Raw genomic sequence first — 13,144 nt, 5'->3', positions numbered from 1 at the left:
GCATGTATAAAGTATTGCTTGTAGAGGATGAGACGGTCATCCGTCAGGGACTGAGGGAACTGATCGTACAAGTGTCTTCTCAGTTTCAGGTAACGGGCGAAGCATCGAGCGGTACCGAGGCGCTGGATTTTCTGAGATGTGAGGTGCCGGACGTGTTAATCACGGATATCCGCATGCGTGAAATGGACGGACTAACTTTGGTAAGCAAAGCAAGAGACATGTACCCTGAATTGCTAATGCTCATCATTAGCGGCTACGGCGAGTTTGAATATGCACGCAGAGCGATGGAGTTCGGGGTGTTGAACTACCTGTTGAAGCCCATCGATCGTTATGAACTGGCATTATGCATACAAAAGATTCAATTGCTGCTGGATCGCAGATACGGTATTACAACTCTTTCTATCCCTGAGCCATCTGGCAAAACAGAACACGCTGGTGGAGATACACGGAAGATTATCCGAGATGTGAAGGAGCACATCAAGCAACATCCCGATGGAGATCTGCGACTTCAGACGATAGCCGATCTTGTTAACTTGAACCCTACTTATTTAAGCCAATTGTTCAAGAACGAAATAGGCATCAATTATTCCGAATACATCACTGAGGCACGTATGGAGCGGGCCAAGTGGTTGCTGATCAACACGGGTCTCAAAATCTATGATGTGGCACGGTTATCCGGGCATCAGAGCCCCAAACACTTCATGCTGGTGTTCAAGCAGCAGGTGGGATGGACCGCAGGAGAATATCGAGACCGATTCAGTATCTCTTGAAAAACCATACCATTTCTGTAGTTGACGTGATTTAAGGGGGAACGATGCTTTCGTTATACTTTGGTTGCACATGTATACCACGACGTCCATAAGGGGGATTTACATGAAAAAAGCAGGACTGATACTGGTGTTTGTACTCATGATGATGGCTTCAATCGCGTGCGCAAGCTCCAATTCCGGCAGTGAATCTGGCAGTGCAAGCGGAGAGAATGGAGAGGTCGAGCTGAAGTTCATGATGTGGGGCAATCAGGCGCATATGGATGTGTACAACAAGTTGATTGATGACTTCACAAAGGAAAATCCAGGCATCAAAGTAACGATGGAATCCGTACCTTTCGCAGAATACCAGCAAAAAATTTCGGTGCTTGCCGCCGGAGGCTCTCTTCCCGATCTCGCCTGGGTATCGGAGCGAATGGTGCCACAATTCAAGTCCAACCACATTCTGGCCGATGTATCCGAGTTCAAGGAAGATGCACAGTTTAAGCTGGATGATTATATTCCAAGTACATTGGATTTGTTCCGTGATGGCGATCAACTGCTAGGGCTACCTTTCTCTACACCTCCGGTGGTCATGTTTTACAATAAAACGCTGTTTGACCAAGCCGGTCTGACTGATCCAAACAGACTTGCCACCCAAGGAAAATGGACATGGGAACAGTTCGAAGAGTCCGCCAAAGCCATTACCAGTAAGGATGCGACCAACCGAATCTATGGTGCCAACTTTTTTCGCGACTGGAAGACCTGGGCGGTGCTTTCCTCCTACTCCTGGTCCAATGGAAGCGGTCCATTCGACGAAGGCATGACAACGTTCACCTGGAACGATGCCTATGGCGTACAGACCTTTGAATTGCTGGAACGCATGATGTTCACCGATGAATCACACCCGAAGGCGGGCGAACAGGTCAGCTTTGATGCGGGCAATGTGGGCATGTTCTTTGATAATTACAGCTATGTTTCCAAAGCAAGAGAAATTACGGATTTTGAATGGAGCATCGCTCCTATGCCTTCCGGTTCTCAAGGCAGTGTGCCGATGCTGGGGCAGGCCGGATATGCCATGTTCAACGACAGCAAACATCCAGAGGAAACGAAGAAACTGTTGAAGTATTTTGCCAGTGAGCAGGGGATTCAGGCGACAGCCACCTACTTTGTGCCTCCGCGTACCTCTGTTCTGAACTCAGATGCATTCATTCTTCAGCCGAATAACCCGAGCAAAGAGCATATCGTGCAGGCGGTCATTGATGAAATGCCCAAAGCGCGCTTAATCCCCGGTCATATCCGTTGGCAGGATATCGACAATGCGGTATTGCAGGGATTTGACCGACTATTTGCAAAGACAGCGACAGCTGAGGATAACCTGAAACAAATGCAGGAAGAGATCCAAAGCGTGTTGCAACCCTAAGTCATTTGATCGAAACCGGAGGTGAGAACAATGGGCAATTTCAAAGAATTACTTGAACGGAAACCGCTGTCGCTGGTGGTCAGCCTGCCTGAGAATGATATTGCTTTGGCACGGGCAGCTATGGAAGAGGGCGCTGATGCACTGAAGGTACATTATAATGTCGGTCATCGCGCCAGCGGGAATCATTTTGGTCCATTGGACATGTACGCCGAGGTGTTTCGGGCGATCCGCAGTGAGTTTGGTGGCCCGCTTGGGGTTGTACCTTCTGGCAGTATTGATGGAGCACAAAGGGAGGATGTGGAGCGTCTTGGTGGGCTGGGCTTTGATTTCTATTCCATCTATGCACATCACTTGCCATCTTTCATGCTGAGTGACTTGGGGCTGGACCCAACGTTTGCGATCAATGAGGAATATGATGCTTCCCTCGTAACATCGGCAGCGCACTTCGGCTTCACCGCTCTGGAGGCATCCATTGTACCTGGAAAAGAATATGGTACACCGCTGAGCTTCGCGGATGTACTCAAGTATCGCCGTCTGGTCTTGCAAGCCCGGGTTCCGGTATTAGTTCCTTCCCAGCGAAAGCTGGTGCCGGAGGATGTTCGGGTGCTGCGCGATACCGGGGTAAAAGCGATCATGCTTGGGGCGGTCGTGACAGGCAACACGGAAGAACAGCTGCGAAGGGCTGTGAACGGGTTCCGCAATGCGGTGGACAGTCTGAACCGTTCGGACTATATAAGTTGAACTAAAGAATATTTACACTTGCCACTCCGATGCCAGAACAACCTTCCGATCGCTGTTATCCCCAGATTTTTTTTGAATCCCATATATAAAGGGGAAATCCGGGGATAAAGGCGACCACTTCGCTTCTTCAGGTTTTTTCTGTCCTCTACGTTCTTGTGTAAATGTATAGTTCACCTTATATAGAATCGTCGCAGAGTTCAGCTTCGGAGGAAATTTGATTAAAAGGGGGAGGCCTGATTGACCCATTCACGCAAGCGCAAAAGAGGGGGGCCGCTCGCCAGAGAGGCCCAGATCGCGGGGTGGCTGTTTGTATCGCCGATGGTGCTTGGGTTTACCCTGCTGCTGTTATTTCCCATGGGTCTCGCGTTATACATGAGCCTGACCGATTGGCCGCTGCTGGGAGATCATCATTTTATTGGATTGGAGAATTACCGGAATATTATGACAGACGCGATGTTCTGGAAAGTGCTCGCCAATACAGTTTATTTCACAGCGGGGCTGGTGCCGCTTAATATTGTGCTCGCCCTGTTGCTCGCGTTGTTGCTGTCCAGAAATCTGCGGGGCATCGGAATTTTCCGAACAGCGATCTTTGTTCCGGTCATGACCTCGTTGATCGTATGGGCCATCGTGTGGAAGCTGATGTATGCGACAGAGTCTGGATTGATTAATCAGCTTCTGTTGATGCTGGGCATCAAGGGTCCGGCTTGGCTTTACAATCAGGATCTGGCAATGCCAGCGATTATCGTGACAAGTGTGCTGAAAAATGTCGGTCTGAACATGGTGCTGTTCATAACAGCCATTCAGCAGGTACCGCGTTCGCTGTACGAAGCGGCAACATTAGACGGGGCGGGCAAGAGGGGAACTTTCTTTCACGTCACACTGCCCATGATCACGCCAACCGTGTTTTTGACCGTAGTCATGACTGTGATTGGTTCACTCAAAGTATTCGGGCAGATCTATGTGATGACACAGGGCGGGCCGAGCAACAGCACCAAGGTATTGGTTTATTATATCTGGGAAAAAGCATTCAAATTATTTCAGTTTGGCTATGCTTCTGCTCTCGCATATGTACTGTTCTTTATCGTGCTAATTCTGACGCTGCTTCAATGGCAGCTCCGAAAGAGGTGGGTATTCAATGAAGGCGATGCCTAGTCCTTCGGGGCGGAAGATAGGAAGTACTCTGGGGACGTATTTGTTGCTGACCCTGATTTCCCTCATTATGATTGTGCCATTTATCTGGATGATATCGACATCATTCAAGGAACCCCAGAGCATATTCACCTATCCACCGCAGTGGATACCGGAACCATTCCGATTTCAGAACTATATCGATGTCTTTCGATTGATTCCGTTTCACCGTTTTTATTGGAACAGTATCTACATTTCTGCTTTGGTTGTGTTGGGAACGGTATTTTTTTCCTCCCTCGCCGGGTATGCCTTTGCCAAAATTCCGTTTAAAGGACGTAATGTGGTATTTCTCATCCTGCTGAGTGCGATGATGATTCCCCATGAGGTCACGGCGATTCCGATGTTTCTATTCATGCGACAACTGGGGTGGATTGATACCCATCTTCCGTTGATTTTACTGCCGATCTTTGGGGCGGGTGGTGTGTTTGGCATCTTTGTGATGCGGCAGTTCTTCATTACGGTGCCAACGGAACTGGAAGAAGCGGCGATGATTGATGGTTGCAACCGATTCCGGATATATGCGCGAATTATGCTGCCCATTGCCAAGCCGGGTATGGCTACGCTGACGATCTTCACGTTTGTGACGATCTGGAATGAGTTTTTTGATCCGTTAATCTTCATTAACTCGCGTGATCTAATGACGCTGCCGCTTGGATTATCCCTGTTTACAGATGAAGTGGGTACAGCCTGGCAATATCTGATGAGCGCCACCGTCATGGCAACCTTGCCACTGTTAATTGTTTTTTTCCTGGCACAACGGCGCTTCATTGAGGGGGTTGCCATGACGGGACTGAAAGAGTAAGCCGTGTAATACGTGCAATAGAACGGAAGGAGGGACAACATTTGCGTGAACGGATGAGCATGAAAAAGGAAGAAGCAGATGTCGTTATTGTGGGAGGGGGTCCTGCGGGTATAGCGGCAGCCATTGCGGCTGGACGGCAGGGTATACGAACAGTGCTGGTGGAGCGATACGGATTCGTTGGCGGGATGTCAACCGCCGCTATGGTCTATCCCTGGATGACTTTCCATACGGAGCGCGGTGAGCAGGTTATTAAAGGTATTGCGCAGGAGATTGTGGATCGTTTGCAGGCACGTGGCGGCTCTCCGGGGCATCTGCGCGATACGGTTGGATTTGTTCATACCGTCACGCCGTACCATCCGGCCATCTTTCAGGTGGTTGCGGCAGAGATGTTGCGGGAGGCAGGTGTCCGGCTTCTGTTGCACAGCTTTGTGGACGAGGTGGTCGTTGTAGAGGATCGGGTGGAAGCGGTGCGAGTGACCAACAAATCTGGAAGAATGGAATTCCAGGCGAATGTATTTGTGGATTCAAGCGGGGATGCGGATCTGGCTTATCTTGCGGGGGCTTCTGTGGCAAAGGGAAGAGACGGCGACCATCAGTCACAGCCGATGACCATGAAATTCCGCATGCGTGGTGTGGATCTTGGACGAGTGAAACAATACATGCAGGAGCATCCGGAGGATTTCTATGTGAAAACTCCCTTTGCTGAACTGGACAGCATTCCGTTAACCGGGGTGAGTGGTTTCTATTCCCAGTGGAAAAAAGCAGGTGTGCCGATTAATCGCGACCAGGTGTTGTTTTTTACCGGACCGGCAGAGGATGAAGTGCTGATTAATTGTACCCGGGTGCAGGGACTTGATGCGACAGATGCCGAGGATCTGACCTCTGCGGAACAGGAAGGCCGGAAGCAGGTGCTGATGATCGCTGAGTTTTTGCAGCGTGATGTGCCTGGATTCAAACGGGCTTCGATCTCGGCAGTAGCAACGCAGATTGGTATCCGTGAATCCAGGCGAATCATAGGTCATTACGCTTTGACCCAGGTGGATGTGGTTGCAGGACAAAAATTTGAAGATGTGATTGCCAGAAGTGGTTATCCGATTGATATTCATGACCCTTCGGGTCAAGGTGTTGTGGCTGCCTTTATAGAGGGGGATGGGGCGTACGATATTCCGTATCGCTGTCTGATCTCTCGCAATATCCGCAATCTGCTGGCGGCAGGACGCTGCATCTCCACCACACATGAGGCGCATGCAACGACAAGGTTGACTCCAAGCTGTATGGCTACCGGGGAGGCCGCGGGAACAGCGGCTGGACTCACAGTGAAGATGAAGCTGGACCCGGTGGAACTGCCGATCGCGCTGTTACAGGCGGAATTACGTCGCAACGGAGCAGCGATCTAGCGGATGAGCTGATTGTGGACGAATTGGGCGAATCGGGTGAATCGGAAGAATAGAGCGTCTACGATTCGTTAGATTAGAAACTATCCCCAAAATAGCTAAATAAGCTTCCCACAGTTCGTTAGAAATTGGTGGGAAGCTCGTGAATTGATGAGCATAACTGTAGCCCCAAAGACTCCAAATCCACTACATAGCATAGGTGAATTTAGAGTTTTTGGGGCGTTCTCATTCTTTTCATCTATTAGGTTCTTTCCTTCAAGTTCATTTCTTCATATCTGATCAATCATGGGGTCTCGGTTCCGTCATGCTCCTTCATGTTTCGTATTATCTCATGCCTTATTCTCAGCGCTTCATTCATTCAGTCATTCAATTCATCCGTGCCTCAAGTCGTCTTGCGACAATGGATAGCGCGTAGTTGATGGCAAAATACAATACGGCTGCGAGCAGCAGGGCCGGGATAATGTAATCAAAACTTTGACCGCCAAGGATCTGCACGTTGTGCATCAGCTCCGGCAGAGAGATGATGATCGCCAGTGAAGTATCCTTCAGGAGTGAGATGAACTGGCTGACCATCGGCGGGGACATGCGGCGTAGCGCCTGTGGCATGATGATGCCACCGAGGGTCTGCATGTAGCTGAGGCCCGAGGAGCGGGCAGCTTCCACCTGACCGCGCTCAACGGATTTCAGACCGCTACGGACGATCTCGGCGATCATCGCGCCTTCAAACAGACTCAGTCCAACAACTGTGGACCAGAAGACGGACATTTTAATCCCGAGCTGTGGAAGTACCATGTGGATGAAGAAAATGATGAGCAACAGCGGCAGATTTCGGATCGTGTCCACGATCACTGCCACGATCTGTGACAGAACAGGGATACGGGTAAATCGGATCGTACCCAGCACAGTGCCAAGCACAAAGCTGAATATAATGGATAGCCCTGCTACCTGCAGGGTAATCAGGAATCCATGAAGCAGGAAACGAAGGTTGGGCCACGCATAGGCCCCGCTAAAGTCCATATTTTATTAGCCTCCTTCTGTATGCAGGAATGGAATATCGAAGATCAATAGATGGGGCATGGACAAGCCGATATATTTCCCTAAAAATCTGCGCAGGTACAAGTCAATCTGTTACATGGTAACCTGACCTGCCGGTTTGTTCTTTTTCGGTTTGCCTTTGGTGCTGCGCGCTTCTGCATCGCTCTGTCCAAACCTGCGCTCCATATAATGCACCAGGAAGCTAAGTGGTAGTGTCAGCACCAGATAGAACAGCGCAACAATGGTGTACACACTTAGCGGCTGGAACGTATCCGAGTTAATTAAGTCGGCAAAATACATAAGATCCATACCGGCGACAACGGCAAGAATGGATGAGTTTTTGACCAAATTGATGAACTGGTTGCCGATGGACGGCAGTACAATCTTGATGGCCTGGGGCAGAATGATCAGATTCATGGCCTGTACATAGGACAAGCCGGAAGACCTTGCTGCTTCCAGTTGTCCACGCGGCACGGTCTGAATGCCCGCTCGGATTGCTTCGGCAATGAAAGCGGCGGTGTAGATGGTCAAACCCAGAGTACCGGAGACAAATCCATCCAGCGAGATGCCTAGTGCAGGCAGTCCAAGATAGAAGAAAAACACAACCAGCAACAATGGGATGTTTCGGATAAATTCCACAAAAGCCGTGCCGATCCAGTTCAGGGGTTTCACAGGGGATATCCGAAAGATAGCCAGGATCGCGCCAAGGATAAAACTGCCAATGAGAGCCATAATGCTCACTTGAATCGTATTCAGGAACCCTTCCAGAAAACGATCCGAGTGTCGCATCAGTACGCTGAAATCCAATGTGCCCATATAGGCGAAGCCTCCGTTCTCCAGATGTAGAAACGGCGATTACGTCTGCTCATGCTTCGCATCCAGCAGACGAATTCGCCGCTTACCTATCTTAATTCGGGTTACTCGGGCTTGGAGCCGAGCCATTTCTCATGTAATGTGTCATATTCCCCGCTGTCTTTCATGCTTTTGAGCAGCGTGTTGACTTCCTCCACGAAGGCAGTGTCGCCTTTGCGAATGGCCATACCATAAGGTTCGCTTGTGAAATTGCCACCAACCAATTGGAAGCTGTTATCCGTCTGTTGCATACCGATGAGGATGATGTTATCTGTGGTCAGCGCTTCGCCTTTACCTGCTTTGAGAGCAGTGAATGCATCCTGATAGTTATCGAATTCAAGCACCTCAGCATCCGGGGCTTTCTCGCGAATGTTCTGAGCGGATGTGGAGCCTTTCACCGCGAGTACTTTCACCCCGCTGAGGCTTTCCAGGCCGGTAATCGCACTGTCGTTTTTCACCAGCAGGGATTGGCCTGCCTCGAAATAAACATCACTGAAATCTACCTGTTCCTTACGCTCATCCGTAATTGTCATCGTGGCGATGATGATGTCGATGTCTCCATTTTGCAGCATCGGAATACGTGTCTTGGAAGTGACCTCTTTCAGTTCGATCTTGGTCTCATCTCCAAGGATTTGTTTGGCGAGTGCTTTGGAGATATCAATATCGAATCCTTCAACGTTGCCACTTGCAGGATCTTTCAAGCCAAACAGCTTCGTATCGTATTTCACACCGGCAATGAGCTTGCCGCGTTCCTTAATCCGCTCAATCGTGCCTTTCGCCTCGGCGTCAACACCGCCGCTCGTCGAAGGTGTATCTGTACCTGTACTACAACCTGACAATACAAGGGAGAGAATGAGGACAAGCATAAATGATGGCCATTTCAATAATTTCTTCATGAATAAAAGACCCCTTTCAAAATGGAATAGTGGATTATTCTCAATGATGAATCAGACGGCTCAGGAATTGCTGTGCTCGTTCTTCTCTGGGGTTGTCAAAAAATTCAGTAGCGTTGGCCTCTTCTACAATTCGGCCTTCGTCCATGAAGATGACCCGGTCCGCAACTTCACGGGCGAATCCCATCTCATGGGTAACGACGACCATGGTCATGCCATTATGGGCAAGGGAACGCATAACATCGAGGACTTCCCCGATCATCTCGGGATCGAGAGCAGAGGTAGGTTCGTCAAAAAGCATGATTTTGGGCTCCATGGCGAGTCCTCTGGCGATGGCTACCCTTTGTTGCTGTCCACCGGACAACTGGGAGGGATAACTGTCTGCTTTGTCGGCAATGCCCACTCGGGTCAGATACTTCATTGCTGTTGCGGCTGCTTGTTCTTTGGGTTGTTTGCGCACCTTCATGGGTGCAAGGGTAATGTTATCGATGACTTTTTTGTGAGGATAAAGATTGAAGTGTTGAAATACCATGCCGATGTCACGGCGGAAGAGGTTAATGTCCACCTTTTTCTGATGTAGAGGAATCCCACTGACGACAAGTTCACCTTCGGTAATGGTCTCCAGGCGGTTAATACAGCGGAGTAACGTGCTTTTGCCGGAGCCGGAAGGTCCGATAATGACGACGACTTCTCCTTCTTCAATGTGAAGATGGATATCCTTGAGGACATGAAAATGACCGAAATGTTTCTGGACACCCCTAAATTCAATCAAGAGTACACCCCATCCTTTCTGCAACGTCTGTGTGTAAAAGGAATAATAAGGAATAAATTGAAACTAGTTATTTAATCATACATAGTCATCCTGCTTATGGCAATTGGTTTGTGATAAAACATGACATAAGTAATGGGTTCCCTAGGGCTATAGCCAGAAAATATGTTATATATCTGTCATGTTATTAAACTCCTTGTGACGAATCCTGACAGAAAAATGAATCTATTCTCCTAGTTGCTTTCCAACCTTTGGAATAGTTGTATAGAGTATACTGAAAGTGATGTTTGATTTATGACTCTGATTAACAAAACAAATAGCATCAAGTTCCACGTGTACATGGCAAGAAAGCTCAACCCTACACGTCATGCCATTGATATGATGGAGCGAGAGAGCGTCCGTTTGAACGTAAGTAAGGAAAGTAAAAGCGATGTATTGACCCTATAACAATTCCATTACATGTAGAGAGGATGATTCTGCACGATGAATACATATCACTCCCCAATGTCGACAGGAGCAAGTGCCCAGTCCGATGTTCGAGCTTATGAAGCCAATTTGCCTGTCATTCCTGTACAGGATTTTCAGCTTACAGACTATGGAGCTGTTGGAGACGGCGTAACAGATAATACGGAGATGTTCCGACTTGCCATCGCTTCATGTGCTGAAGCAGGAGGTGGGAGAATCGTAATTCCTGCCGGGGTATGGCTCACAGGTCCGATTGTAATGCGCAGCCGGATCGAACTACATGTGGAAGAAGGGGCACTGGTTACGTTTAGCCGAGATTTTGATCAATACCCATTAATTGCATCAAGCTTCGAAGGCTGGCAGGTGGTACGTTGCCAATCCCCGATCGATGGTGATCAACTGGAGGATATTGCGATTACTGGTGAGGGGATATGGGATGGGGGCGGGGAGGCATGGCGTCCGGTGAAACGCTCCAAAATGACCACTTCACAATGGAACCAATTGGTCGCTTCCGGTGGTGTTGTAGAGCAATCCGGCGGAGATGAAGAAATCTGGTGGCCTACCGCAGCTGCACTTGAGGGTGGCACCATCGCGAATCGATTGCATCAGGAGCAGGTGCGTGATGTCGCTGCCTATGAAGAAGTCAGAGACTTTTTACGTCCCAACATGGTCAGTTTACGGAGATGCAAACGGGTACTGCTGGACGGTCCAACCTTCCAGAACTCGCCTGCATGGAATCTGCACCCCTGGGCATCTGAGCATGTCACCATTCGTAACGTGAGTGTGCGGAATCCGTGGTTTTCTCAGAATGGAGATGGGCTGGACGTTGAATCCTGCCGTCATGTGGTGGTGGAGAATAGTGTATTCGATGTCGGTGATGATGCGATCTGTCTGAAATCAGGCAAGGATGCCGAAGGCCGTGAACTGGGTCTTCCATCGGAGTACATCACCATTCGGGATTGCACGGTGTATCACGGTCATGGCGGGTTTGTAATTGGCAGTGAAATGTCCGGTGGAGTGCGGCATGTGCGTGTGTCGGATTGTACGTTTATCGGAACGGACATTGGACTTCGCTTCAAAAGCGCACGTGGGCGCGGCGGAGTGGTTGAGGACATTCAGATTGAGCGCATATATATGAAAGATATCATTATGGAAGCGATCTCGTTTTCCTTTTTCTATGCAAATCAGGAAGGGTCTGCCCGGGGCAGTGATCTATCTCAGGAGATTAGCGAAGAGACGCCAGTGTTCCGAGATATTCGAATATCGGATGTGATCTGTGCCGGTGCCGACACTGCGTTGCTTGTGAGTGGATTGCCGGAACAGCCTTTGGATGGGGTGATCATCCAGCGTTACAACGTGCAAGCTCGCAGTGGTATCCAATGTGCTCATGCGAAACATCTGCATATCGCTGAATTGCAAGCGCAGATCACCGAAGGTCCATTGGTTCATTTGCACCAGTGCAAAGGGGCGGAGCTAGAGAGCATTCAGGGAAAAGGTGCGGATGGCCGACTTCTGATGGTGACCGGACACGAGTCCGCAGGCATTGTATGTCGTGAAGGCGATGCAGACACAGACGGTCGTCAGATCTCTGTGGGTCCCGAGGTACGAAGTGGTGTGATCATTCGCAGATAAAAAGTATGTAGTAGGGTTATACAATTTGGTCCAATTCAGCCGTAGTGGTGCAGCCATGATCCAGTAATCGTGATGCCTTTTGATATAAGGAATGCGTAATCTCTGGAGCGAGGCTACCCACTCGGCTTTTATATGAAGTTATCTGATGATCTACCGGTGTTCCTTACGATAGCGCAGCGGTGTTGTACCGGTAACCTGTTTGAATGTTTTGTTAAAATGAGCCGTATGTTCAAATCCTACCTTCTCAGCGATCATCTGGACACGCTCTTGTGTGGACAGTAATCTTCGTTGTGCTTCCCGGACACGAACAACCCGCAAATATTCGCTAAATCGAAACCCGGTAAACCGGCTGAACATTCGGCTCAGATAGGATGGACTGATATAAAAACGATTGGCTGCACCCTCCAGTGTAAGTGGTTCGGTATAGTTTTTATTCACATAAGTGACAATTTCACTGATTTTGTCCTGCATTGGATGCAAGGGACCGGGGCATGACTGCCGGATGTCCTCCTCTACCCGATGAATACGGATCAAAAGTTGGGCAAGCAGACTTCTTACGGCGATCTCATAGTGAGGGCGTCGCTCTTTGCATTCTTGCAGCATCTGCCACAATATACGTTCCATCTCGGGCTGTTCCGCTTCAGGCAGGCGAAGGAGTCTTGAACAATTAAAAGGCAGCAGACCACATATGCCAAGTTCCATCCCCGTTGCAAAAGCAGGCGAAAAACCGATTAATATCCGTTCGAAGCCGGGAATACTTCCTTTGGAGGTGGTATGTACATCGTGTGGATTAATCAGAATAAAATCACCCTTGCGGGCGGACAGAATCTGACCATTCATGGAATACACTCGTTCACCTTCAAGTAAGTAATACAGTTCGTAGAATGGATGAGCGTGAGGTTGTGGCATACCATTCCCATCATGTCTGCGCATATGTTCAATGGTAAATGAATGTTCACCGATTCGGTATTTGGGTCCAATCCGGTCCTCTATGAGACTCATGGTACAGCTCCCCTCTGCTTCACGGATTAACAACGATATCCATATCATAACGGAACATCCATCTTTTTGTAAACGCTATCATTGGAAATGAAATATTTCTTTAATCCTATCGTTAAATACCGAGAGAATGAATTCGGCATGGCACTTATGTGCTGTCAAGGTGACAAAACTTGAATGATGTTTTAGAGTAGGGGGAGAGAGG

The 13,144-nt window shown here is 49.0% G+C and carries 12 protein-coding genes; 7 read left to right on the top strand and 5 right to left on the bottom strand.

Annotated elements, in window-relative coordinates; translation table 11 throughout:
* Positions 1-2: 2 nt before the first annotated feature.
* The 6 genes from MHI01_RS16640 (at position 3) to MHI01_RS16615 (ending at position 6,297) form a co-directional block, all read left to right on the top strand.
* Positions 3-770: a response regulator transcription factor gene (locus MHI01_RS16640; RefSeq protein WP_074093192.1), complete on the top strand. Its 768-nt coding sequence runs from the start codon at positions 3-5 to the stop codon at positions 768-770.
* A gap of 103 nt (positions 771-873) precedes the next feature.
* Positions 874-2,169, top strand: a complete 1,296-nt coding sequence (locus MHI01_RS16635) for an ABC transporter substrate-binding protein (protein WP_282319603.1) — start codon at positions 874-876, stop codon at positions 2,167-2,169.
* Positions 2,170-2,199: 30 nt separating this feature from the next.
* Positions 2,200-2,910 carry a hypothetical protein gene (locus tag MHI01_RS16630; RefSeq protein WP_127548011.1) on the top strand — a complete coding sequence of 237 codons (711 nt, stop codon included), beginning with the start codon at positions 2,200-2,202 and terminating at the stop codon, positions 2,908-2,910.
* A gap of 237 nt (positions 2,911-3,147) precedes the next feature.
* Positions 3,148-4,062, top strand: a complete 915-nt coding sequence (locus MHI01_RS16625; RefSeq protein ID WP_340983660.1) for a carbohydrate ABC transporter permease — start codon at positions 3,148-3,150, stop codon at positions 4,060-4,062.
* The gene (locus MHI01_RS16620) at positions 4,046-4,900 is read left to right on the top strand and encodes a carbohydrate ABC transporter permease (RefSeq protein WP_340983659.1); all 855 of its coding nucleotides are present in this window, start codon (positions 4,046-4,048) and stop codon (positions 4,898-4,900) included. The genes MHI01_RS16625 and MHI01_RS16620 overlap by 17 nt, the downstream gene beginning before the upstream one ends.
* Positions 4,901-4,959: 59 nt before the next feature.
* Positions 4,960-6,297: an FAD-dependent oxidoreductase gene (locus MHI01_RS16615; RefSeq protein WP_340984868.1), complete on the top strand. Its 1,338-nt coding sequence runs from the start codon at positions 4,960-4,962 to the stop codon at positions 6,295-6,297.
* Between the two features lie 363 nt (positions 6,298-6,660).
* On the opposite strand, the gene MHI01_RS16610 is transcribed toward MHI01_RS16615, so the two are convergent.
* The 4 genes from MHI01_RS16610 to MHI01_RS16595 all read right to left on the bottom strand — a co-directional run bounded on the left by MHI01_RS16610 (position 6,661) and on the right by MHI01_RS16595 (position 9,846).
* Positions 6,661-7,311, bottom strand: coding sequence for an amino acid ABC transporter permease (locus MHI01_RS16610; RefSeq protein ID WP_076253898.1), 651 nt, complete (start codon positions 7,309-7,311; stop codon positions 6,661-6,663).
* Between the two features lie 111 nt (positions 7,312-7,422).
* The gene (locus tag MHI01_RS16605) at positions 7,423-8,145 is read right to left on the bottom strand and encodes an amino acid ABC transporter permease (RefSeq protein ID WP_340983658.1); all 723 of its coding nucleotides are present in this window, start codon (positions 8,143-8,145) and stop codon (positions 7,423-7,425) included.
* A gap of 101 nt (positions 8,146-8,246) precedes the next feature.
* Positions 8,247-9,077: a transporter substrate-binding domain-containing protein gene (locus MHI01_RS16600; RefSeq protein ID WP_340983657.1), complete on the bottom strand. Its 831-nt coding sequence runs from the start codon at positions 9,075-9,077 to the stop codon at positions 8,247-8,249.
* A gap of 40 nt (positions 9,078-9,117) precedes the next feature.
* Complete coding sequence (locus MHI01_RS16595) at positions 9,118-9,846, bottom strand: amino acid ABC transporter ATP-binding protein (protein WP_211084485.1); 729 nt, start codon at positions 9,844-9,846, stop codon at positions 9,118-9,120.
* Positions 9,847-10,326: 480 nt separating this feature from the next.
* On the opposite strand from MHI01_RS16595, the gene MHI01_RS16590 reads away from it, so the two are divergent.
* Positions 10,327-11,940, top strand: coding sequence for a glycoside hydrolase family 28 protein (locus MHI01_RS16590; protein ID WP_282319599.1), 1,614 nt, complete (start codon positions 10,327-10,329; stop codon positions 11,938-11,940).
* 150 nt (positions 11,941-12,090) lie between these two features.
* On the opposite strand, the gene MHI01_RS16585 is transcribed toward MHI01_RS16590, so the two are convergent.
* Positions 12,091-12,942, bottom strand: coding sequence for an AraC family transcriptional regulator (locus MHI01_RS16585; RefSeq protein ID WP_036616653.1), 852 nt, complete (start codon positions 12,940-12,942; stop codon positions 12,091-12,093).
* Positions 12,943-13,144 lie beyond the last annotated feature (202 nt).

It is taken from the genome of Paenibacillus sp. FSL M7-0656, from assembly GCF_038003225.1.
Classification (GTDB): Bacteria; Bacillota; Bacilli; order Paenibacillales; family Paenibacillaceae; genus Paenibacillus; species Paenibacillus amylolyticus.
The sequence above is the reverse complement of the archived record's forward strand: the minus strand, read 5'-3'. Positions and strand labels throughout refer to the sequence as shown.

Excerpts from the sequence above, each read along its gene's own strand:
- MHI01_RS16615 (WP_340984868.1), top strand. The coding sequence starts at position 4,960 with ATGAAAAAGGAAGAAGCAGATGTCGTTATTGTGGGAGGGGGTCCTGCG.
- MHI01_RS16630 (WP_127548011.1), top strand. The coding sequence starts at position 2,200 with ATGGGCAATTTCAAAGAATTACTTGAACGGAAACCGCTGTCGCTGGTG.
- MHI01_RS16640 (WP_074093192.1), top strand. The coding sequence starts at position 3 with ATGTATAAAGTATTGCTTGTAGAGGATGAGACGGTCATCCGTCAGGGA.
- MHI01_RS16605 (WP_340983658.1), bottom strand. The coding sequence starts at position 8,145 with ATGGGCACATTGGATTTCAGCGTACTGATGCGACACTCGGATCGTTTT.
- MHI01_RS16590 (WP_282319599.1), top strand. The coding sequence starts at position 10,327 with ATGAATACATATCACTCCCCAATGTCGACAGGAGCAAGTGCCCAGTCC.
- MHI01_RS16635 (WP_282319603.1), top strand. The coding sequence starts at position 874 with ATGAAAAAAGCAGGACTGATACTGGTGTTTGTACTCATGATGATGGCT.
- MHI01_RS16610 (WP_076253898.1), bottom strand. The coding sequence starts at position 7,311 with ATGGACTTTAGCGGGGCCTATGCGTGGCCCAACCTTCGTTTCCTGCTT.
- MHI01_RS16600 (WP_340983657.1), bottom strand. The coding sequence starts at position 9,077 with ATGAAGAAATTATTGAAATGGCCATCATTTATGCTTGTCCTCATTCTC.
- MHI01_RS16585 (WP_036616653.1), bottom strand. The coding sequence starts at position 12,942 with ATGAGTCTCATAGAGGACCGGATTGGACCCAAATACCGAATCGGTGAA.
- MHI01_RS16620 (WP_340983659.1), top strand. The coding sequence starts at position 4,046 with ATGAAGGCGATGCCTAGTCCTTCGGGGCGGAAGATAGGAAGTACTCTG.